The sequence below is a fragment of the Metapseudomonas resinovorans genome (assembly GCF_002003485.1).
GTDB lineage: Bacteria > Pseudomonadota > Gammaproteobacteria > Pseudomonadales > Pseudomonadaceae > Metapseudomonas > Metapseudomonas resinovorans_D.
The window spans coordinates 28,171-49,761 of record NZ_BDMA01000095.1; the positions used below are offsets into that span (position 1 = coordinate 28,171).

Annotated in this window: 19 protein-coding genes; 13 read left to right on the plus strand and 6 right to left on the minus strand. The window is 64.2% G+C overall.

Annotated elements, in window-relative coordinates:
- Window positions 1-83: 83 nt before the first annotated feature.
- The 6 genes from tsaB (at window position 84) to MnOB_RS27140 (ending at window position 4,557) form a co-directional block, all read left to right on the plus strand.
- Window positions 84-764: a tRNA (adenosine(37)-N6)-threonylcarbamoyltransferase complex dimerization subunit type 1 TsaB gene (gene tsaB / locus MnOB_RS27115; RefSeq protein ID WP_077527639.1), complete on the plus strand. Its 681-nt coding sequence runs from the start codon at window positions 84-86 to the stop codon at window positions 762-764.
- A gap of 104 nt (window positions 765-868) precedes the next feature.
- Complete coding sequence (locus MnOB_RS27120) at window positions 869-1,213, plus strand: hypothetical protein (RefSeq protein WP_077527640.1); 345 nt, start codon at window positions 869-871, stop codon at window positions 1,211-1,213.
- Window positions 1,213-2,067 carry a DUF72 domain-containing protein gene (locus tag MnOB_RS27125; RefSeq protein ID WP_077527641.1) on the plus strand — a complete coding sequence of 285 codons (855 nt, stop codon included), beginning with the start codon at window positions 1,213-1,215 and terminating at the stop codon, window positions 2,065-2,067. The genes MnOB_RS27120 and MnOB_RS27125 overlap by 1 nt, the downstream gene beginning before the upstream one ends.
- 122 nt (window positions 2,068-2,189) lie before the next feature.
- Entirely contained in the window at window positions 2,190-3,017 is an 828-nt protein-coding gene (locus MnOB_RS27130) for an isocitrate lyase/PEP mutase family protein (protein ID WP_077527642.1), read from the plus strand.
- Window positions 3,018-3,024: 7 nt separating this feature from the next.
- Window positions 3,025-3,714: an extensin-like domain-containing protein gene (locus MnOB_RS27135; protein ID WP_077527643.1), complete on the plus strand. Its 690-nt coding sequence runs from the start codon at window positions 3,025-3,027 to the stop codon at window positions 3,712-3,714.
- A gap of 69 nt (window positions 3,715-3,783) precedes the next feature.
- Window positions 3,784-4,557, plus strand: coding sequence for a class I SAM-dependent methyltransferase (locus MnOB_RS27140; RefSeq protein WP_077527644.1), 774 nt, complete (start codon window positions 3,784-3,786; stop codon window positions 4,555-4,557).
- A 60-nt stretch (window positions 4,558-4,617) separates the two neighbouring features.
- On the opposite strand, the gene MnOB_RS27145 is transcribed toward MnOB_RS27140, so the two are convergent.
- Window positions 4,618-5,253: a TetR/AcrR family transcriptional regulator gene (locus MnOB_RS27145; RefSeq protein ID WP_077527645.1), complete on the minus strand. Its 636-nt coding sequence runs from the start codon at window positions 5,251-5,253 to the stop codon at window positions 4,618-4,620.
- 92 nt (window positions 5,254-5,345) lie between these two features.
- On the opposite strand from MnOB_RS27145, the gene MnOB_RS27150 reads away from it, so the two are divergent.
- The 3 genes from MnOB_RS27150 to MnOB_RS27160 all read left to right on the plus strand — a co-directional run bounded on the left by MnOB_RS27150 (window position 5,346) and on the right by MnOB_RS27160 (window position 10,883).
- On the plus strand, window positions 5,346-6,449 hold the full coding sequence (locus MnOB_RS27150; protein ID WP_077527646.1) for an efflux RND transporter periplasmic adaptor subunit: 1,104 nt from the start codon (window positions 5,346-5,348) through the stop codon (window positions 6,447-6,449).
- A gap of 6 nt (window positions 6,450-6,455) precedes the next feature.
- The gene (locus MnOB_RS27155; protein ID WP_077527647.1) at window positions 6,456-9,572 is read left to right on the plus strand and encodes an efflux RND transporter permease subunit; all 3,117 of its coding nucleotides are present in this window, start codon (window positions 6,456-6,458) and stop codon (window positions 9,570-9,572) included.
- A gap of 153 nt (window positions 9,573-9,725) precedes the next feature.
- Complete coding sequence (locus MnOB_RS27160) at window positions 9,726-10,883, plus strand: aromatic ring-hydroxylating oxygenase subunit alpha (RefSeq protein ID WP_077527648.1); 1,158 nt, start codon at window positions 9,726-9,728, stop codon at window positions 10,881-10,883.
- Between the two features lie 421 nt (window positions 10,884-11,304).
- Here MnOB_RS27160 and MnOB_RS27165 read toward each other — a convergent pair whose 3' ends face one another.
- The 5 genes from MnOB_RS27165 to plsB form a co-directional block, all read right to left on the minus strand.
- Entirely contained in the window at window positions 11,305-11,982 is a 678-nt protein-coding gene (locus MnOB_RS27165; RefSeq protein ID WP_077527649.1) for a DUF4197 domain-containing protein, read from the minus strand.
- A gap of 43 nt (window positions 11,983-12,025) precedes the next feature.
- A complete protein-coding gene (locus tag MnOB_RS27170; RefSeq protein WP_077527650.1) occupies window positions 12,026-12,424 on the minus strand; it encodes a YbaY family lipoprotein in 399 nt (132 codons plus the stop codon).
- Between the two features lie 114 nt (window positions 12,425-12,538).
- Complete coding sequence (locus MnOB_RS27175) at window positions 12,539-13,708, minus strand: hypothetical protein (protein WP_077527651.1); 1,170 nt, start codon at window positions 13,706-13,708, stop codon at window positions 12,539-12,541.
- Complete coding sequence (locus tag MnOB_RS27180; RefSeq protein WP_077527652.1) at window positions 13,705-13,971, minus strand: hypothetical protein; 267 nt, start codon at window positions 13,969-13,971, stop codon at window positions 13,705-13,707. The genes MnOB_RS27175 and MnOB_RS27180 overlap by 4 nt, the downstream gene beginning before the upstream one ends.
- Before the next feature lie 183 nt (window positions 13,972-14,154).
- A complete protein-coding gene (gene plsB / locus MnOB_RS27185) occupies window positions 14,155-16,653 on the minus strand; it encodes a glycerol-3-phosphate 1-O-acyltransferase PlsB (RefSeq protein WP_077527653.1) in 2,499 nt (832 codons plus the stop codon).
- 230 nt (window positions 16,654-16,883) lie between these two features.
- Here plsB and MnOB_RS27190 point away from each other — a divergent pair, with 230 nt between their 5' ends.
- The 4 genes from MnOB_RS27190 to MnOB_RS27205 are packed head-to-tail and all read left to right on the plus strand — an operon-like array spanning window position 16,884 to window position 21,382.
- Window positions 16,884-17,807 (plus strand): ABC transporter ATP-binding protein, encoded by a 924-nt coding sequence (locus tag MnOB_RS27190; protein ID WP_077527654.1) that lies wholly within the window; start codon window positions 16,884-16,886, stop codon window positions 17,805-17,807.
- Complete coding sequence (locus tag MnOB_RS27195) at window positions 17,804-18,538, plus strand: ABC transporter permease subunit (protein WP_077527655.1); 735 nt, start codon at window positions 17,804-17,806, stop codon at window positions 18,536-18,538. Before MnOB_RS27190 ends, MnOB_RS27195 begins: the two co-directional genes overlap by 4 nt.
- 2 nt (window positions 18,539-18,540) lie before the next feature.
- Window positions 18,541-20,376, plus strand: a complete 1,836-nt coding sequence (locus tag MnOB_RS27200; protein ID WP_077527656.1) for a GldG family protein — start codon at window positions 18,541-18,543, stop codon at window positions 20,374-20,376.
- Window positions 20,377-20,386: 10 nt separating this feature from the next.
- Window positions 20,387-21,382, plus strand: coding sequence for a DUF4340 domain-containing protein (locus MnOB_RS27205; RefSeq protein WP_077527657.1), 996 nt, complete (start codon window positions 20,387-20,389; stop codon window positions 21,380-21,382).
- Window positions 21,383-21,591 lie beyond the last annotated feature (209 nt).

Here is a 21,591-nt window from a genome sequence, read left to right on the forward strand (position 1 = left end):
ACGCAGCCCGTATCTGACCGACGGCCCGCTTGCGGGCCGTTGGCGTTTATAATGCGCGCCTTTTTCTGCGTCTGGACTGATCGATGACCACTCTGCTGGCCCTGGATACCGCCACCGAAGCTTGCTCCGTCGCCCTGCTGCACGACGGCAAGGTGCTCAGCCACTACGAGGTGATCCCGCGCCTGCACGCCCAGCGCCTGCTGCCGATGATCCAGACCCTGCTGGGCGAGGCCGGCGTGCCGCTGTCGGCGCTGGATGCCATCGCCTTCGGCCGTGGTCCCGGGGCTTTCACCGGCGTACGTATCGCCATTGGCGTTGTTCAGGGTCTGGCCTTCGCCCTGGATCGTCCGGTGCTGCCGGTGTCCGATCTGGCCGTTCTGGCCCAGCGCGCCCACCGGGAGCAGGGTGTCGACCAGGTGGCTGCCGCCATCGATGCGCGCATGGATGAGGTCTATTGGGGCTGCTACCGCCTGGACGCCGGCGAAATGCGCCTGGCCGGTGTGGAAGCGGTATTGCCGCCCGAGCAGGCACTGCTACCGCGCGATGCGAGCGGTGACTGGTACGGGGCCGGCACCGGTTGGGGCACCTTCGCCGCACGGATTCCGGTGGCGGTCAGTGGCCAGTCGCCAAACCTTTTGCCCCATGCAGAAGACCTGCTGACCTTGGCCCGTTTCGCTTGGGCGCGGGGCGAAGGCCTGCCCGCCGACCAGGCGCAACCGGTCTACCTGCGCGACAACGTCGCCACGCCCAAGGCGCCGCAGTAGGATTGCGCCATTGAGCCCCGTGCCGCGGATTGCCAAGCCGTGGCCGGACGGCTAGAGTCCACCAGCTATAATTTCGAAACGCCAGCACTGCCGAGCAGTAATCGATGCGCATCGACGGCTTTACCTCCTCCTTCCCACTGGAACGCAGCCCCCGTCAGGGCAGCGCGGTTACGCCTTTCCGCGAGGTCCAGCGTGAAGAAGAAGCTCGCCGTGAGCAGCCGGGTACCCCGTCTTCGACTCAGGGTTACGAACAGGCTCCGCAACTCCGCCGCGTGCAGGCCAGCAATGGCTCCACAGACAGCCTGCCGGTGCGCCCGCAGGACCTGATCCAGCAGCAGCGCAACCTCAGCAACCGTGCCGCCCAGGCAATCGCCAGCTACAGCAGCACCGCCAGCATGACCGCCGAATACGACGCCCCCGAAGTTCTCGGCCTCGATCTCTACGCCTGATGCTGCCCTACCATCTGGGCTGCCCGTCCTGGAACGAGCCGGCCTGGCGCGGCAGCTTCTACCCCGCTGACCTGCGACCCGCCGATACCCTTGGCCACTACGTCCAGGTATTCAACGCGGTGGAAGGCAACACCACGTTCTACGCCCGTCCCTCCGCCGATACCCTGCAGCGTTGGGCGAACACGATGCCGGAGCAATTCCGCTTCTGTGCAAAGGTGCCCCGCGACATCAGCCACGAAGGCGATCTGCGCGACCAGTTCGCCGCTACATCCGACTTCCTCAAGCTCCTGGCGCCCCTTGGCCAGCGCCTGGCGCCGCTCTGGCTGCAATTGCCGGCTGCCTTCGGGCCGAACCGGCTGGGCGAGCTGGCCTGTTGGCTGGATGAGTTCCAGCATCAACCCATCGCCGTGGAAGTGCGCAGTCCCGCCTTCTTCGACAAGGGCGACGACGAGCGGCTGCTCAACCGCCTGTTGCATGAGCGTGGCGTCGAGCGAATCTGCCTGGATTCGCGGGCCTTGTTCCGCGTTCGCTCCCAGGACCCGGCGGTACTGCATGCCCAATCGAAGAAACCCCGCGTGCCGGTGCGCCCCACGGCGTTCAGCGCCAGTCCGCAGGTGCGCTTCATCGGCGGGCCGGACCTGGATGCCAACCAGCCATTCCTCGCGCCCTGGGTGGACAAGATTGCCGGCTGGATCGAGCAGGGCCTCACGCCGAACGTCTTCCTGCATACCCCGGATAACCACCTGGCTGCTGCCCAGGCCCTGCGCTTCCATGCCTGCCTGCGCGAGCGCTTGCCAGGGCTGCCGGAGCTCGTGCTTCCGGAGCCGCCAGCGCAACAACTTGGCCTGCTCTGACAGCGGCCCCGTGGCACCATCGCCGCCTTGCAATCCGCATCGACAGTTCGCCGCCACACGAACTGTCCCGCATCACCTTGGGCTAGGCTATCGAACTCTTCCCCCGGAATGCGGAGCCTGCCATGACTACCCAAGCACAACGCGGTGAAGCCTTCGCCAGCTTGCATCACGGCCCCGGCGTTCTCGTCCTGCCCAACCCCTGGGACGCCGGCTCGGCGAAGATGCTTGCCCATCTCGGTTTCCATGCCCTGGCGACCACCAGTGCCGGCCTGGCGTTCGCATTGGGACGACGGGATGCCGAAGGCAATGTCAGCCGCGACGAGGCCCTGGTCAATGCCCGGGAAATCGTGGACGCCACGCCGTTGCCGGTGGCGGCGGACCTGGAGAACGGTTACGGCGATCATCCCGAGGATTGCGCGGCGACCATTCGTGCTGCCGCCGCTGTCGGCCTGGTAGGCGGCTCCATCGAGGACGCCAGTGGACGTCCCGACCAGCCCATCTACCCCATGGAACTCGCCGTCGAACGCATTCGTGCGGCGGTGGCGGCGGCGCGCGGCCTTGGCTTTCCGTTCACCCTGGCTGCGCGGGCGGAGAATTATCTTCACGGTCGCCCCGATCTGGACGACACCCTGCGCCGACTGGTCGCCTATGCGGAAGCTGGCGCCGATGTGTTGTATGCGCCGGGCCTGACCACGCGTGAACAAATCCATGAGGTCGTGCACGCCGTGGCGCCGCGTCCGGTGAATGTGCTGGTGGGATCGGCCAGTCTGAAGCTGGGCCTGGATGAGCTGGCCGAACTCGGGGTCAGGCGCGTCAGCGTCGGTTCGACTCTGGCGCGCGTGGCCCTGGGAGCGTTCTTCCAGTCAGCCGAGGCATTGCGCCGGGGCGATCTCGAGCCGATGTCCCGCGCGATGCCCTTCGACCGCCTGAACGAGCTGTTCAGGCCATGAGCCTGTCTTGCGTCGAATCCTGACCGGTCTCGCGGCGTTGGCCCTCCTGCTTGCGCCGACGTTGGAACGGGGCTGGCGCCTGGAGCTGCCGCCACGCTGGAATCCCTGGGCGCCGCTGGATGTGCGGGAAGCGCCCAATCTGGTGACTCGTTTCAAGCTCTCACGCCTGCAGGGCGACCGCGAGCTTTGCCGACTGGCCCTGACCAGTTCTCCTCTGCGCTACGCGGCATTGCTCGATAGCGCCCCGGTGGCCGGCTGTCCCCTATCCAACAGCGTCCGCATCAGTGCATCCGACCTGGCCTTCAACAGCAGCTTCATCGCCACCTGCGAGCTTGCCGTGGCCGTCGCCCTGTTCGAGCGCCACGGCCTGCAACCCGCCGCGCAGGAAGTGTTTCGCCAGCGCGTGGTACGTATCGATCACCTCGGCAGCTTCGCCTGTCGCAATATCGGCGGCAGCCAGCGCCGCAGTCAGCATGCATCGGCCAATGCGCTGGATATCGCCGGATTCCGGCTGGCCGACGGTCGTCGTATTTCGGTGGCCAGGGATTGGGCCGGGGAGGGCGACAATGCCCGGTTCCTACGCGAGGTGCGGAAAGCCGCCTGTGCACATTTCAGTGTGACCCTCGGCCCGGATTACAACGCCGCCCATCACGACCACTTCCACCTGGATATGGGGCGATTCCACATGTGCCGCTGAGACGGGCGCGAATCTCCGTCCCTGGTCTGGCAGAATGCGCGGGTTTTTACCGGTCAGGCGATGGCGTCCATGAGTGAAGATTCTGTCAGGGTGAGGGCTGAGGCCCTGGAGTCGGCTTTTGCCGAAGCGCTGGATGCCTGGGCGGCGCGCCTGGGCCTGGCGCGTGATGGCGAGGCGGATTTCGCCCTGCAGCTGGGCGGCGAGGGCCTGCAATTGCTGCAACTGGGGCCGGACTCGCCCGGGCCGGTGCGGGTGGATTTCGTCGAGGGCGCTTCCGCCCACCGGCGCAAGTTCGGGGGCGGCAGTGGGCAGATGATTGCCAAGGCCGTCGGCGTGCAGCCGGGCGTGCGCCCAACGGTACTGGATGCCACGGCGGGGCTCGGTCGTGATGCTTTCGTCCTGGCGACGCTGGGTTGCGACATGACGCTGATCGAGCGCCAGCCGCTGATCGCTGCCCTGCTGGAAGATGGCCTGGTCCGCGCGGGAAAGGACCTGGAAACGGCGGCAATTGCCGCGCGCATGCGCTTGCTGCATGGCAATGCCATCGAACTGATGCGCACCTGGCAAGGCGAAGCGCCTCAGGTGATCTACCTCGACCCGATGTTCCCGCACCGCGACAAGAGCGCCCTGGTGAAGAAGGAAATGCGCCTGTTCCGTCCTCTGGTCGGGGATGACCAGGATGCGCCGGCTCTGCTGGAGGCTGCCCTGGCCCTGGCCAGCCACCGGGTGGTGGTGAAGCGCCCGCGCAAGGCGCCGATCATCGACGGCGCCAAGCCGGGCTATGCGCTGGAAGGCAAGTCCAGCCGCTACGACATCTACCCGAAGAAGAAGCTGGGTAGCTGACAGCCCCCAGGACGGGCTGCATGACTCAGCCCAGCCTGCGGAACCCCGTCAGCCCGGCGCTCAGGGTGCATAGGCCCTGATGAACAGCTCCACCACTTCCTGGACATGCTCTTCGGCCTCGTCCCCCTCCAGCGCTGCGGCGCAGCCGATCAGCATGCGGAAGTTGTGCCCGCCCTTGATCAGGCAGAAGAAATGCTCGGCCGCGTTCTGTGGGTGGTCGATGCGTAGCTTGCCCGCCTGGTTGGCGTGGTCCAGCAGGCCGGTCATTTCCTGCAGGATCTGCAGCGGCCCCGCCTCGTAGAACATTCGAGACAGCTTCTGATCCTGGTTGGCCATGGCCACCATCACCCGGTGCAGCTCCAGGGATTCCCGGCTGTTGATCAGCCGATGGAAGCTGCGGCCGATGTTCAGCAGCACGTGCTGGATGCTGGCGTCTGCCGGCAGTTCGAACAGCAGTTCCGGCAGCTGCTCCTCGCACTTGGCCTTCACCGCCGCAGAGAACAGCGTCTCCTTGTCGGTGAAGTGGCTGTAGACCGTCAGCTTGGACACGCCGGCCTCGGCGGCGATGGCGTCCATGCTGCTGCCGTCGTAGCCCTTTTGTAGGAAAAGATTCTTCGCAGCTTCGAGAATTGCCTTTCTCTTCGCTGGATCTTTCGGGCGGCCTGGGCCGCTGGTCGGAAATGAATTGTCTGACATTTCTTTCTAAATACTGGACTGGTGAGTTTGCTATTTTTACTATACCCAGCAGTATAAATATTCCAGCTGCTCTTCGCGAAAGGTCATTCATCATGTTTCGCCATGCTTTGCCCCTCGCTTTGCCCCTTTCCCTCTCCCTTCTGATCACGGCCTGCGGTAATGGGGAGCCTGTGCAACAGGTGGTGCGTCCGGCCATGGTGGTTCAGCCCGAGCCCGCTGCGGATGCGGTGGATACCTTCCCGGGCGAGGTGCGTTCGCGCTACGAGCCGGACCTGGCTTTCCGCATCGGCGGCAAGGTCGCCAAGCGCCTGGTGGAAGTGGGGCAGCGGGTGAAGAAGGATCAGGCCCTGGCGGAACTGGACCCGGAGGATGTGCGCCTGCAACTGGAAGCCAGCCGGGCCCAGGTGGCTGCGGCCGACGCGAACCTCAAGCTGGTGCGGGCCGAACGTGATCGCTATCGCACCCTGCTGGACCGTCAGATGATCAGCCGTTCCCAGTACGACAACGTCGAGAACCAGTACCGCGCCGGCGAGGCACGGGTGAAGCAAATCAAGGCCGAACACAACGTCGCCAGCAACCAGGCTGCCTACACCGTGCTGCGTGCGTCCCAGGACGGCGTCATCGCCACTCGCCGGGCCGAAGTCGGGCAGGTGGTGGCCGCCGGACAGACGGTATTCACCCTCGCTGTCGACGGTGAGCGCGAAGTGCTGATCAGCTTGCCGGAGCACGCCATCGATCGCTTCAAGGTGGGGCAGGACGTTGCTGTGGAGCTCTGGTCGCTGCCTGGCCAACGCTTCCCGGCACGAATCCGTGAGCTCGCTCCGGCCGCCGATTCGCAGTCGCGCACGTTCGCCGCGCGGGTCGCCTTCATCGACGGCAAGGCACCGGCGGAACTGGGCCAGAGCGCCCGAGTGTTCATCCGCAGCAATGGCAATGTACCGCTCTCCGTCCCGCTCTCGGCGCTCACCGCCGAGGCCGGCCAGCCTTACGTCTGGGTAGTCGACCCGAAGGATTCCACGCTGAAGCGCCGCCTGGTGCGCGTTGGTCCTTACGGCGAGGACCGCGTGCCGGTGCTTGAAGGCCTCCAACCCGATGACTGGGTGGTGGCCGCCGGCGTGCAGGTTCTGCGCGAAGGCCAGCAGGTGCGGCCGGTGGACCGCGCGAACCGTTCGGTGAAAATGCTGGCCAAGGAGTAAGGCGCCGTGAACTTCAACCTATCCGCCTGGGCGCTGCAGAATCGCCAGATCGTCCTCTACATCATGCTGCTGCTAGGCATTGTCGGGGCCATTTCCTATACCAAGCTGGGGCAGAGCGAAGACCCGCCCTTCACCTTCAAGGCCATGGTGATCCGCACCAACTGGCCGGGCGCCAGCGCCGAGGAAGTTTCCCGCCAGGTCACCGAACGCATCGAGAAGAAGCTGATGGAGACCGGCGAGTACGACAAGATCATCTCCTTCTCCCGGCCCGGCGAGTCGCAGGTGACCTTCATCGCGCGGGACTCCATGCACTCTAACGAGATTCCCGAGCTCTGGTACCAGGTCCGCAAGAAGATCAGCGACATTCGCCACACCTTGCCGCCGGGCATCCAGGGGCCGTTCTTCAACGACGAATTCGGTACCACCTTCGGCAATATCTATGCGCTGACCGGTGAAGGTTTCGACTACGCCGTGCTCAAGGACTATGCCGACCGCATCCAGCTGCAACTGCAGCGGGTCAAGGACGTGGGCAAGGTGGAGCTGCTCGGCCTGCAGGACGAGAAGATCTGGATCGAACTGTCCAACGTCAAGCTGGCGACCCTGGGCCTGCCGCTCGCCGCGGTCCAGCAAGCCCTGGAAGAGCAGAACGCGGTGGCCGCCGCTGGCTTCTTCGAAACCCCCAGCGACCGTGTGCAACTGAGGGTTTCCGGCCGCTTCGATTCCGTGAAGGAAATCCGCGACTTCCCCATCCGCGTGGGTGACCGCACCTTCCGTATCGGCGATGTCGCCGACGTCCGCCGTGGCTTCAATGACCCGCCCGCGCCGCGCATGCGCTTCATGGGCGAGGACGCCATCGGTCTCGCGGTGTCCATGAAGGGCGGCGGCGACATCCTGGTGCTCGGCGAGGCGCTGGAAAGCGAGTTCGCCCGCTTGCAACAGGACCTGCCGGCCGGTATGCAGCTGCGCAAGGTGTCGGACCAGCCGGCAGCGGTGAAGACCGGGGTGGGCGAGTTCGTTCGCGTGCTCACCGAGGCGCTGATCATCGTGCTGCTGGTGAGCTTCTTCTCCCTCGGCCTGCGTACGGGCCTGGTGGTGGCGCTGTCCATTCCGCTGGTGCTGGCGATGACCTTCGCCACGATGTATTACCTCGGCATCGGCCTGCACAAGATTTCCCTGGGCGCCCTGGTGCTCGCGCTTGGCCTATTGGTGGACGACGCGATCATTGCGGTGGAGATGATGGCCATCAAGATGGAGCAGGGCTACGACCGCCTGAAGGCGGCGAGCTTTGCCTGGAGCAGTACCGCATTCCCCATGCTCACCGGCACGCTGATCACCGCCGCCGGCTTCCTCCCCATCGCCACGGCGCAATCCGGCACCGGCGAATACACCCGCTCGATCTTCCAGGTGGTGACCATCGCCCTCGTGGTGTCCTGGATCGCCGCGGTGGTGTTCGTCCCCTACCTGGGCGACCGCCTGCTGCCAGACCTTGCCAAGCTGCACGCGAAGAAACATGGCGGCAGCGACAAGGGCCATGATCCGTATGGCACGCCGTTCTACCAGCGCGTCCGTCGCGTGGTGGAGTGGTGCGTGCGGCGGCGCAAGACGGTGATCCTGCTGACCCTGGCGGCTTTCGTTGCCTCCATTGCCCTGTTCCGTTTCGTGCCCCAACAGTTCTTCCCGTCTTCCGGACGTCTGGAGCTGATGGTCGACCTCAAGCTGGGCGAGGGTTCTTCCCTGGCCAATACCGAGGTCGAGGTTAAGCGCCTGGAGCAGCTCCTGCGTGAGCATCCGGGTGTGGATAACTACGTGGCCTATGTCGGCACCGGTTCGCCTCGCTTCTATCTTCCGCTGGACCAGCAGTTGCCGGCGGCGAGCTTCGCCCAGTTCGTGGTGCTGGCCAAATCCATCGAGTCGCGCGAAGAAATCCGCAGCTGGCTGATCCAGGTACTGAACGACGACTTCCCCACGCTGCGCAGCCGTATCTCGCGCCTGGAGAACGGCCCGCCAGTGGGTTACCCGGTGCAGTTCCGCGTTTCCGGTGAGCACATCGATGAAGTCCGCGCCCTGGCTCGCAAGGTGGCCGACAAGGTGCGCGAGAACCCCCATGTGGTGAATGTGCATCTGGACTGGGAAGAGCCAAGCAAGGTGGTGCGCCTGAATATCGACCAGGACCGCGCGCGTGCCATGGGTGTGAGTACCGCCGATCTCTCGCGCTTCCTGCAGAGCTCGCTGACCGGCGCGCCGGTGAGCCAGTACCGCGAGGACAACGAGCTGATCGAGATTCTCCTGCGTGGCACGGTGCGCGAGCGCCAGGAACTGGCCCTGCTGCCGAGCCTGGCGATACCCACCGACAACGGCCGCAGCGTGCCGCTGTCGCAGATCGCCACCCTGGAATACGGCTTCGAGGAAGGCATCATCTGGCACCGCAATCGTCTGCCGACGGTCACCGTGCGTGCCGATATCTACGACAAGTCGCTGCCGGCTGGCCTGGTGAAGGACATCTCGCCGACGCTGGACCCGATCCGCGCTGAGTTGCCGGACGGCTACCTGCTGGAAGTGGGCGGGACGGTGGAAGACTCCGCGCGCGGGCAGAAGTCAGTGAACGCCGGCATGCCGCTGTTCATCGTGGTCGTGCTGACCCTGCTGATGCTGCAGCTGAAGAGCTTCTCGCGCTCGGCGATGGTGTTCCTCACCGCGCCTCTGGGGCTGATCGGCGTGACCCTGTTCCTGCTGGTGTTCCGCCAGCCCTTCGGCTTCGTCGCCATGCTCGGCACCATCGCCCTGGCGGGGATGATCATGCGCAACTCGGTGATCCTCGTGGACCAGATCGAGCAGGACATCGCCCAGGGTCTGGATCGCTGGCACGCAATCATCGAAGCCACGGTGCGACGCTTCCGTCCCATCGTGCTCACCGCCCTGGCCGCGGTGCTGGCGATGATCCCGCTGTCGCGCAGCGTGTTCTTCGGCCCGATGGCCGTTGCCATCATGGGCGGACTGATCGTCGCCACGGCCCTGACCCTGCTATTCCTGCCGGCGCTCTATGCGGCCTGGTTCCGCGTCAAGCCGGCCGAGGCGGAGCAGGCACGGGCGGTACCGGTGCCGGGCACCCAGCCCAGCCTCTGACGACAAAGGCCCCTTCGGGGGCCTTTTTCATGGGCCTCTCCCGGCGATCCTGCCAATCATCAGGCCACTTCTTCCCAGGCTCTTGGCGTCGATCGCCGGTGGGCAGAGACTGGCCGAGCTTGTCTCCGCCCATGACAACAAGACGAGGTGCCCATGCAGCACGCGACCCAGGTGGACTTGCTCAAACGGACCCTGGCCCTGGTGGAACGGGGCGTGTCCGAATGCGTCGAGACGCCATCATCGCTCCCCGTGGACCTGTACCTGGACGAGCGACGCTACCGCCGCGAACGTGACGAGATTCTGCGTCGCGAGCCCCTGCTGGTTGCCCGCTCCGGCGAGATTCCCGCCGGCCACTTCATTACCCGTGATCTGCTGGCGCCTCTCCTGCTGACCCGCGACGAGCAGGGACGGCTGCGTGCCTTCCTCAACGTCTGCAAACACCGGGGCACCCAACTGGTAGGCGACGCGTCCGGGCGCAACCGAGTCTTCGTCTGCCCCTATCACGCCTGGTCCTACAACCCCGACGGCCAGTTGCGCGGCATTCCCCACGGCTACGGCTTCGAGGGAATCGACCGCTCCTGCCTGAATCTCACCGAAGTGCCGGTGGCTGAGCGTTTTGGCGCTATATGGGCTCGGCATTCACCGGGGCCGGCACTGGACATGGACGCCTTCTTCGGCGAGCAGATACTGGCTGATTTCGACAGTTTCGCCCTGGACGATCATGTGATCTTCGATCCCCAGGACATCCGCCGACCGGTGAACTGGAAACTGACCATCGACACCTTCCTGGAGAACTACCACGTCACCAAGGCACACCAGGCCACCATCGACCATCTGTTCTGGCCCAACCTGGGGCTGTTCGAGCGTTTCGGTCGGCATATCCGCAACTACTACGTGAAGCGCAACCTGCGAGAGATCCTCGACCAGCCCGAGCAGGACTGGAACCTGCGACAGCACGGCAACCTGCTGTATTTCCTCTGGCCCAACACGCTGGTGCTGGTGGAGCCTGACCACATCGACTTTTCCACAGTCTTCCCTGATGGCCCGTTGGCGACCCGTGTACTGGGGCATACCTTGCTGCCGGAGGCACCTGCAACGGAGAAGGCGCAACGCTACTTCGAGAGGAACAACGCCATTCTCTATTCAGCGCTGGAAGAAGATTTCACCATGGCCGCGCGGGTGCAGTCGGGAATCCAGGCCGGCGCCAGTGACCGGCTTTGGCACGGGCGCTTCGAGCAGGCGCTGAGGTGGTTTCATCAGGGGCTGGATGAGGCGTTGGGGGAGGAACGGGTGGAAATTCTCGAGAGGTGAGCGCGTGTGAAACTCGAATGTTTCGTGCGGCCGGAACCACCCCTCACCCCCGGCCCCCGCCCTGCGCCCCGGCCTGCTCGCTTCGCGATCTGGCGTTCATCGGCACTGGAAGCGGTGCTTCCAAAAACGTGCCTCTTCACCCCAGAGGGCGAGGGGTGACTCGCGCCGGTGAGGCACAAGTCATCCTGAAGCCCACACGGGCCGGACCCGGATGCAGGGGCAAGCGTTTTTGGTTTCTTTTTTGTGGGCGGCATTCCGACGATTGAAAAAAGAGACTCGCCGGGAGGCGAAACGGAAACCTGACACCCATTCGGCAAATGAGCTGGACATCTATCTCCCGGATTGCCAACTCACTGGAACCAACCGGATACCCACAAAAAAGCCCGGCATCAAGCCGGGCTTTTTCGCAGCGGTGCGACGCTCAGAGCGCCCCGAACACCTTTTTCGCCAGGCTGGTGGCTGCACCGGCCGGGTTCTGGCGGATGCTGGCTTCCTGCTCAGCGATCATCTTGAACAGGCCGTCCAGGGCCTCTTCGGTCACGTAGCTCTCGATATTCGCGCTCTTGGCATTCACCACGCCGAAGCTCGCGGCTTGACCGGCGAAGCTGTTGTATTGCTGGGCCAGCCCAACCTTGTCGGTGGCCTGCTTGACGATGGGCAGGAACTTGGCGCGCAACTGCTCGCGGCTGGACTTGTTCAGGTACTGGGTGGCGGCATCGTCCGAGCCGCTGAGGATGCCCTTGGCGTCCTGCACGGTCATCTTCTTCACTGCGTCCACCAGCAATGCCTGGGCCTGCGGCACCGCAGCCTCGGCGGCCTTGTTCATGGTGTCTTCGAGCTGTTCCACCTGGGCGCCCATGCCCATCATCTTCATGGTCTTGGCGGCCTTGCCGAGGTTGCCCGGCAACTCGATGCGGACGTCCGGGTTATCGGCGAAACCGCCCGGCTTGCCCAATTGCTGAACGGCGACCTTGGCACCCTGGGTCAAGGCGTCCTTCAGGCCGCCGCTGGCATCCGACTGGCTGAGATCGGCAATGGACAGGGCGAAGGCACTGGCGGAAAGGGCTAGGCCGGCGCAGAGGGTGGCGAAGCGGATCATGGCTGCATCCTTGTGGCTATTTGAGGGCGGTCCAACTCGAGGATCAGCGGACCGGGTCGACCTTGATCCGGAGTGGCTGCGGGTCGGAGCCGTCGAGTTTAACCGAGTGCTGCTCGGTGCTGATGAACATCAACCTGCCGTCCAGTTCTATTCGTGCGCTCACGGCGTAGCGGTGATTGGTCTGGACCTTGGCGGGGTCGTAGTCGAGGCGAAAGGCGAGGGGTACCTGACCCTGGATCGGCCCCTGTTGGCGAGCCAGTTCCACCGCCGGAGCATCGGCAAGGGAAACGTCCTGCAGGCTGACGCTGAGGGTGGCGGCGGGAGGCAGCGCAATGCGCTGCCGGTAGAAGACTTCACCTTCCAGGTGGCTCGTCTGCTCGGTGGGCTGGCCGGCACAGGCGGCGAGCAGGCTGCCGGCGAGGATCAGGGGCAGTGTTCTCATGGGGGCCTCGGGGTCATGTGGGATCGATAGGACCCACTATAGAAGGCGAAATGCATTGGGCCAGGGCTTCGAGCGCCCAAAAAGACATCGCCCCCGATCGGGGGCGATTGAGGGTCAGTGCGCGTTGTCGTCCAGTGCGGTGCTGGAGATGGCGTTGAGGGTGTCGTTGAACTGCACCGTTTCGTTGAACGCCTTGACCAGCGCGCGGAAGCGGTCCTTGGCGGCGATCAATTGCTTGAGCTTCTCGGCCAGTTCGTCCTTCTTTCGGACGAGCGCGGCTTCGCGTTCGTCCAGGGCATCGCTGCGACGCTGCAGGGCTTCGGTCAACTCGTCATTGCGCTGCTTTTCGTGGCGTAGGGTGTCGGCGAGCCTGACCGTGCTGCGGTCCCGCGCTTCCACATTCTCGGCCAGGGATTTGAGCGCGGCACTGCGCTCGGCCAGGGCTCGGGCGTTGTCTTCGGCGCTACGCTCCAGATTGCCGACTTCGCGCGTCAGGCGCGCTTCCAGCAATCGCAATTGCTCCTCCTTGTCGGCGAGGAGGCGTTCCTTTTCCTGCACGTGCAACTTGCGTTGCTCCAGACTCTCCTGATGTTTCAGCGCGTCCAGTTTCTGCTGGGTGAGCCCCTTGGCCATGTCCGCGAGGGAGTCGAGGGTGTTCTGCACGTCGCACAGGAGATTATCTGCATCGCCGCCAAGGGAAGGCGTCACGGTGGATTCGAGCTCCGGCGCCACCTCGGGTTGTTCCTCGATCGCTGCTGTCGCATCGGATGGCTCGGAGGGGACTTGTGTTGCGAGTTCGACGCTGAAATTACGCAGGTCGGCGGTTTCTATGCTCCGTTCGGGTTCGAGTGTCGGGGCGTCCCCGGACTCCGGCTCCTGCTCGGAAGCGATTGGCAGCGCTGTCTCGTCCTGGCTGAATTCCTCATCGACAACTTGCACGTCCGGTTCCTCTGCGCGCACTTCCTCCGCTTCAGGCACGGGCTCTGTTGCGATCACGGGTTCGGCGGACGGTGGCGGCAGACTGAAATCCACGCTCAGGGAGCTGCTGTGGAAGTGGGCGGACGGTGCGGCTTCCTTGGCGCCCAGATCCGCCAGCGGTGGGCGGGTGGAGGGCAGCGGATCGCCGGTGTTGGCACTCTGCCGTGTGGCGATCAGCTTGTTCACCGAGGAACGGTTGATGGCGAGGCGTCGGTGTTCACGGGCTATTGGAGGATTCTCGTCTGCGCCGGTGATTTCGCCATCGAGCCGGACGAAGTGGAACTGCGGTTTATCGTTCGTGCTCACGATTGCTCCCCCTTGGTGATCTGCCTGAGCACCTCCAGGACGCACTGCCACTCGCGTTCGGACTCCAGACTGGCCAGGCGATAGCCGTTCTCCTGGGGAACGGCGCTGGTCACGTACACCTTGGCGGTGCCGTGGCGGTCTTCTTCATTGAGGGTGTAGACGAGGATGTTTCTATCGATCTGGGGAATGGCGAAGCTGCACAGGACGGCAGCGTTGACCACCTCTCCAGTGCCGTTCTCGACAGTGATGGTTCTCAGGAGCATGGGGCGGGGCCTTCCGTGTTCAGGGCTGGTGATGCGCTCGGTGGACCGAGGCGGCGCAGCGCCGAATGGTACGAAGTGGTCCCGGCCACGCCTGCCGGAAGCGGTCTGGATGTCTTGTAGGAACGGTCTAAAGCGGGTGATACAGGAAAGCGCCAGGCCCGAAGGCCTGGCGGGGACGCGGGGTCAGCCAGCTTCTACCGTGGCTTCCGGTTCCGCTTCGGCCTGGCGATCGAAGGCCACTTGGCGGATGGACAGGCGAATCTCCGCGGGCAGCACACGCTTGGCTGCGCCCTCGGCCAGTTCTCCGAGCAGTTCGTGATAACCCAGCTTGCCGGCGTCGTCCCGGCGCAGCACGCGCTGGTCCAGCATCGTCTGGATGAAGTGGCGGAACAGGCTCTTGTCGAAGAACTCCGGGGCGTTCAGGCCGTGGAGGATCGACAGGCGCTGGGCCATGACGGTGCAGAGATCTTCCAGTTCCTCGGCGCTCAGTTGGTTCTGTCCGGCGTTCAGCAGCAGGGCGATGGCCATGTAGAAACGCTGCAGCGTCTGGACGATGGCGCGGGCCAGCAGGGTCAGCAGGACGAACTGCCGCGAACTCGGGGCTGGCCGCACGTAGACGTCACCTTCCACCTTGAGTAGGCCCTGCTCGACGAAGGCCGCCAGCCACTGGTCCACCACGCCTTCCAGTTCGCTGGCGTCCCAGCGGATGAACAGTTCGGCCTGCAGGTAGGGATACAGGGCTCGGGTGTAGCGCAGGATCTGCTCGCGGCTCATACGCGCGCTGCTCTGGAAGAAGCACGCGAGCAATGCGGGCAGGGCGAAGACGTGGAGGACGTTGTTGCGGTAGTAGGTCATGAGGACGGCGTTCTGCTCGTCCAGATAGAGGATCTTGCCCAGCGCGTCTTTCTGTTCGGCCAGCAGGTTCATGCTCTGCACGTACTGGATCAGCGCCTGACCGTCGCCTTCCGGTAGCGTCGCGTGGGGCGAATAAGGCACGGCGCGAATCAGCGCCAGGTAGAGGTCCAGCACTCGGGTCAGGGCGCGCTCATCCAGGGCCAGGCGGCTGGTGGAAAGCAGCGCCAGGGCCACCAGGTTGACCGGATTGATCGCCGCCGCGTCGTTGAGGTGGCGGGCGATGCGTACGGCGAGCTGGTTGGTGGTGTCGTTGAGCCAGGCCGGGCGGAACTGCGGGCCCAGCTCCTGGGCGCGCCAGTCCGGCTGCTGCTGGTCGAGGAATTCGGCCAGCTTGATCGGCTCGCCGAAGTTCACCGCCACCGAGCCGAAACGCAGCTTGAGGGCGCCGATGACCTTGAAGATGTCGAAGATGGATTCCTTCTTCTTGCTCGCGCCGCGCAGTTCGCCCAGGTAGGTGCGGCCTTCCAGCACGCGCTCGTAGCCGATGTAGACCGGCACGAAGACGATGGGCAACCGAGAGGAGCGCAGGAAGCTGCGCAGGGTGATGGCGAGCATGCCGGTTTTCGGATGCAGCATGCGCCCGGTGCGCGAGCGCCCGCCCTCGACGAAGTACTCCACCGGGAAACCGCGGCTGAACAGGGTGTGCAGGTATTCATTGAACACCGCCGTGTACAAGGGATTGCCCTTGAAGGTGCGGCGCATGAAGAAGGCACCGCCTCGGCGCAGCAGGCCGCCGATCACCGGCATATTGAGGTTGATGCCGGCGGCGATGTGCGGCGGTGTCAGGCCGTTGCGGAACAGCAGGTAGGACAGCAACAGGTAGTCGATATGGCTGCGATGGCAGGGCACGTAGATGACCTCGTGGCCATGCACGATCTCCTGCACCTGCTCGATGTGGTTGACCTTGATGCCCTCGTAGAGCTTGTTCCAGAACCAGGACAGCACCACTTCGAGGAAACGGATGGCGGTGTAGGCGAAGTCCGAGGCGATCTCATTGCCGTACTTCAGCGCCTGCGCTTCGGCGGTGGCGAGGCTGATCTTCTCGCGCTCGGCTTCTTCGGCGATGGCCTGGCGCACCAGTGGGCCCCGCACCAAGCCCTTGACCAGGTTGCGACGGTGGGAAAGGTCGGGGCCGATCACCGCAGTCTTCTGGTTGCGGAAGTGCACCCGGAGGATGCGGTTGACCATGCGCAGGGTGCGCTCCGGGCCCTTGTCCTGCTCCACCAGCTCGCGCAGGTGGATGGGGGCGGAGAACTGCACGCGGGTCTTGCGCCCAAGAATGAGGATGCTGACCAGCTTGCGCAGGCGGCCGGTCACCGCCCAGCTATCGGCGAACAGCAGCTTCCAGGGACTCGTCTCGCGGTCGGGTGACTGACCCCAGAACACCGTCACGGGGATGATCTGTGCGTCTTCCACCGCCTGCCGCTCGATGGCACCCAGTACCCGCACCAGGGTCGGGGAGGCCGCGCGCTTGTCCTGGCCGCCGAGCCAGCCCGGTTCGGGTTGCAGATAGAAAAAGGCCGCCTGCTCCATCAGGTCGCCCACTGCCACGGGCAGTACCGGGCGCGGCAGGCCGGCCTTGGTGCACTCCCGATCCACCACCGCCAGATCGCTGGCCGACGGTTGTTGCAAGACGTAGAACACCGGCTTGCTGCGGTCGAGCTTCAGGGTGAACGCCGACTGGTTGATGGTTTCCGAGCGTACCCACAGATAAAGCAGGCGGCGCAGGGCACCAAAGGCAAGGCGGCGGAAGGGGGAGCGGGTCATGGCGGGGTAATGCTGTGAAACGAGCAATTGCTCGGGGCGGCTAGTTTGCCGTATTCCCCGTCGGGTCGCAAAAAGGCGCGGGCCGTCGTTTTAGCCCGAAGATTCCTGCAACTATTGGCACAAATGCCCGTCTTGCAATGGCGGCGGATCACTCCTTATAGTCCGCCGGCGTTTTGCAAGGCCCCGGTGGCCAGCATGGCCAGGGGCTGCTCCCTTTGGGACTAAAGGCCATGATCGAAATAACAAATCTGACTAAGCGCTTCGCGCAGCATACCGCCGTGGATAACCTGTCCTTCAGCGTCGCTCCGGGGGAGGTGCTGGGGTTCCTTGGCCCCAACGGCGCGGGCAAGTCCACCACCATGAAGATGCTCACCGGCTTCCTCGCCCCGACCTCCGGCAGTGCCAGCATCTTCGGCTTCGACATTCAGACCCAGACTCTGAAAGCCCAGCGGGAAGTCGGCTACCTGCCGGAAGGTGCGCCCTGCTATGGCGACATGACGGTGCGCGGCTTTCTCGAGTTCATCGCTGAAGTCCGCGGTTTCCGCGGTGCCGAGAAGAAGGCCCGCGTGGCCCGTGCGGTGGGGCAGGTGGAGCTGGACAACGTCCTCGGCCAATCCATCGAAACCCTCTCCAAGGGCTACAAGCGCCGTGTCGGCCTGGCCCAGGCGATCCTCCATGACCCCAGCGTGCTGATTCTCGATGAGCCGACCGACGGCCTCGACCCGAACCAGAAGCACCAGGTGCGCCAACTGATCAAGAGCCTGGCCCACGACAAGATCGTGATCATCTCGACCCACATCCTCGAAGAGGTCACGGCGGTCTGCACCCGCGCGCTGGTTATCGCCTCTGGCAAGGCGGTGGCGGACGGCACCCCGTTCGAACTGGAAAGCCGCTCGCGTTATCACCAGGCCGTCACCCTGGTGGCCGAGGAACCCCTGGACATGCTGGCGCTGGCGGTGCTTCCGGGCGTGGCTGGCATCGAGGAGAACGCTATCCCGGGCGGCCTGACCATCCTGGCCAAGCCGGGCGAAGTGATCTTCCCGCAGGTGAACCAACTGATTCACCAGCGGGGCTGGAAAGTGAAGGAGCTGGACGTGGAGCGCGGTCGTCTCGACGAAGTATTCCGCCGACTGACCCGGGGAGAAGCGGCATGAGGCAGTTGCCGGTGATTTTCAAACGCGAGCTGGCGAGCTATTTCGCCACGCCGCTGGCCTATGTGTTCATCGTGATCTTCCTGGTGCTGTCCGGGGTCTTCACCTTCTACCTGGGCGGTTTCTACGAGAGTGGTCAGGCGAGCCTCGCGCCGTTCTTCAACTTCCATCCGTGGCTTTACCTGTTCCTCGTGCCGGCCATCGCCATGCGACTCTGGGCAGAGGAGCGCAAGTCCGGCTCCATCGAGTTGCTGATGACCCTGCCGATCACCCGCTTCGAGGCGGTCACGGGCAAGTTTCTCGCCGCCTGGGCCTTCGCCGGGCTGGCACTGCTGCTGACCTTCCCGATGGTGATCACGGTCAACTACCTGGGTGAGCCGGACAATGGCGCCATCATCACCGGCTACATCGGCAGCTGGCTGCTGGCCGGAGCCTTCCTCGCCATCGGCTCCTGCATGTCGGCGCTGGCAAAGAACCAGGTGATCGCCTTCATCCTCGCCGTCAGCGTCTGCTTCCTGTTCATCGTCAGCGGCTTCCCGCTGGTGCTGGACGCCTTCAGCAGTTGGGCGCCGCAGTGGCTGCTGGATGCCGTGGCTTCGCTGAGTTTCCTGACCCGTTTCGATGCCATCAGCAAGGGCGTGATCGATCTGCGTGACCTGCTCTACTTCGTCACCCTGATCGCTGCCTGGCTGGCCGCCACCGCTGTGGTGGTCGATCTGAAGAAGGCCGACTGAACATGAAAAGACTGATGTATTCCGGTGCCGGGCTGCTGCTCATCGCTGTGGCGTTCCTGGCCTTCAACATGCTCGCCGGGCTGACCCTGACCAACGCGCGGGTCGACCTCACCGAGCAGAAGCTCTACACCATCTCCAACGGGACGAAACAGATCCTTGGCGAGATCGACGAGCCCATCAACCTGTACTTCTTCTACTCCGACAAGTCCGCCAAGGACCTGGTCGTGCTGCGCAACTATGCACGGCGCGTGGAGGAGATGCTGAAAGCCTACGAGCGCGCCGCCGGTGGCAAGATCAAGTTGCACGTCATCGATCCCGAGCCTTTCTCCGAGGACGAGGACAAGGCTGCCGAATTCGGCTTGCAGGCGGTGCCGCTGCAGCAGGGTGGCGACCAGATCTATTTCGGCCTGGCCGGTACCAATGGCGTGGATGACACCCAGATCATTCCGTTCTTCCCGCTGGACCAGGAGGAGTTCCTCGAGTACGAAGTCAGCCGCCTGGTGCAGAGCCTGGCCAAGCCGGAGCGCCCGGTGGTAGGGATTCTCTCCGGGCTGAAGCTCAATGGCGGCTTCGACATGATGACCCGCCAGCCGACCCAGCCCTGGATGGTGATGGAGGAAGTCCGCCAGCTGTTCCAGATCGAGAGCCTGAAGAGCGATATCGACCAGATTCCCGAGCAGGTTTCGGTATTGCTGCTGGTGCATCCGAAGGACCTGCCACAGCAGACCCAGTACGCCATCGACCAGTTCGTCCTGCGCGGGGGCAAGCTGCTGGCCTTCGTCGATCCCTGGAGCGAAGCGGACAGCGGTATGGAAATGCCGGGTGAGCCGGGCGGGGACAAATCGTCTGACCTGGATACCCTGTTCAAGGCCTGGGGCCTGCAAATGGTGCCGGGCAAGGTGTTGGGTGACGGTGCCAACGCGATGTCGGTCAGCGTGGGCCCGGACAAGCCGCCGGCGCGTCATGCGGCCTGGCTCAATCTGCCGAGGCACAACCTGGACCAGAACGATGTCAGCACCGCTGGCCTGGAAAACATCACCGTGGCCACCGCTGGCATTCTCAAGCCGCTGGAGGGTGCTAGAACCCACTTCGTGCCGCTGATCCAGAGTTCCGAATACTCCATGCCGTTCGACGTGCAGCGCTTCGGGATGCTCTCGGACCCCGAGGAGTTGATTCGTGAGCTCAAGCCCACTGGCGAGCGTTACACCGTGGCTGCGCGTATCAGCGGGCCGGCGCAATCGGCGTTCCCCGAAGGGATCGAGGGTCGCAAGGACGGTCTGAAGTCTGCCCAGAACATCAACGTGATCGCCGTCGCCGACACCGACATCCTCAGCGATCGCATGTGGGTACAGGTGCAGGACTTCTTCGGCCAGCGCGTACCGCAACCTTGGGCGGACAACTCGGGCTTCGCCATCAACGCCCTGGACAACCTTGCCGGCTCCGATGCACTGATCAGCGTACGCTCTCGCGGCCGCTACAGCCGCCCGTTCGACGTGGTGGAGAAGCTCCAGCGCGATGCCGAGGTCAAGTTCCGCGAGCAGGAGCAGGAACTCCAGCAGCGCCTGGCGGATACCGAGCAGAAGCTGGCCTCCCTGCAGCAGAGCCAGGACCCGGCCAAGGCCCTGGAGCTGACCCCGGAACAGCAGGCGACGCTGCAGCAGTTCGTTCAGGAGAAACTGCGCATCCGCAAGCAACTGCGTGACGTGCGCTTCCAGCTCAATGCCAACATCGAAGACCTGGGACGTACCCTGAAACTCATCAACATCGCCCTGGTGCCGCTGGTGCTGACGCTGGGGGTGCTGGTGCTGTGGTTCTGGCGCCGCCAGCGCAAGGTCTGAGGGAGGCGCTATGGGACGCAAAGGTCTGATCGTTCTTGCGCTGCTGGCCGCTGGCCTCGGCGTGGCCTACTTCATCCAGCACGACAGCTCGCGGCCCCAACCGCAGCCGGCCAGTGTCACTCGCGAACTGCTGTTGCCTGCCTTGCAAGGCAACCTGGCGAGCGTGACTGCATTGGACGTGCAGATACCCGGGCAGCCGGATCTTCGCCTCGCGCGCAAGGATGGCGTCTGGGTGCTGCCGGTCAAGGCCGACTACCCGGCCGCCGGGCTGCCCGTGGTGAGCTTGCTGCGGGCGCTGGTCGATGCACGCAAGGTGGAAGCCAAGACAGCCAATCCGCAATTGCATGGCCGAGTCGGCCTGGCCGACAAGGGCACTCCCGAAGAACAGGCCACGCGGATCAGGCTGGAACGTGGCGGCGAGCCATCGCTGGAGCTTCTCGTGGGTAAGCCGGCGCAACAGGGGAGCGGTCAACTGGTGCGTCTCTACGGCGACAATCAGGTCTGGTTGATCGACCAGACCATCGCCTTGCCGGCGAACGAACTCAGTTGGCTGGATCGCCGAATCGCGGGCATTCCATTCGCCAGCGTGCGGCAGGTGGACGTCACCTATCCGGATGGCAAGCGCCTGACCGTCTATCGCGATTCGGCCGAAGAGCCCAACCTCAAAGTCAAGCAACTGCCCAAGGGGCGCCGACTGGCGTACGAGGCTGCGGCAAACGGTATGGCGACGCTGTTCGCGGGTCTGGAATTCGCCGACAACGCCCCGCTGGCGCAAGTGCAGTTCAAGGGCAAGCCGATGCTTCAGTTCAGCCTTTCCACCTTCGACGGTGGCGAACTGCGCGGTGAGGTTTTCAACCAGGGCGAGCAGGCCTGGATGGTCATCAAGGACAAGCAGAAACTTGCCGATGAGCAGGTGCCGGGCAAACTGGATTGGGCATATAGGTTGGAGCCATTCCAATATCAGGCGTTGGCCAAGAAGCTCGAAGACGTACTTGCCGCCAAATAGTTGAAGTTATTGGGAGGGCGGTAAATCGGACAATAGATAGTTCATTTCCGCCTACCCTTATGCCCCATTTTGTACTTCCAAAGAGCCAAAAAAGGGCGTCCAGCCCGCATGGCGCGGCCATTCCGAACTGTCATAAAAAAGTGCTTTTCAGTACGAACTCTTGTCGTATACTCCGGTCGCGGTCAAAAAAAGAACGCCATTCGAAGTAA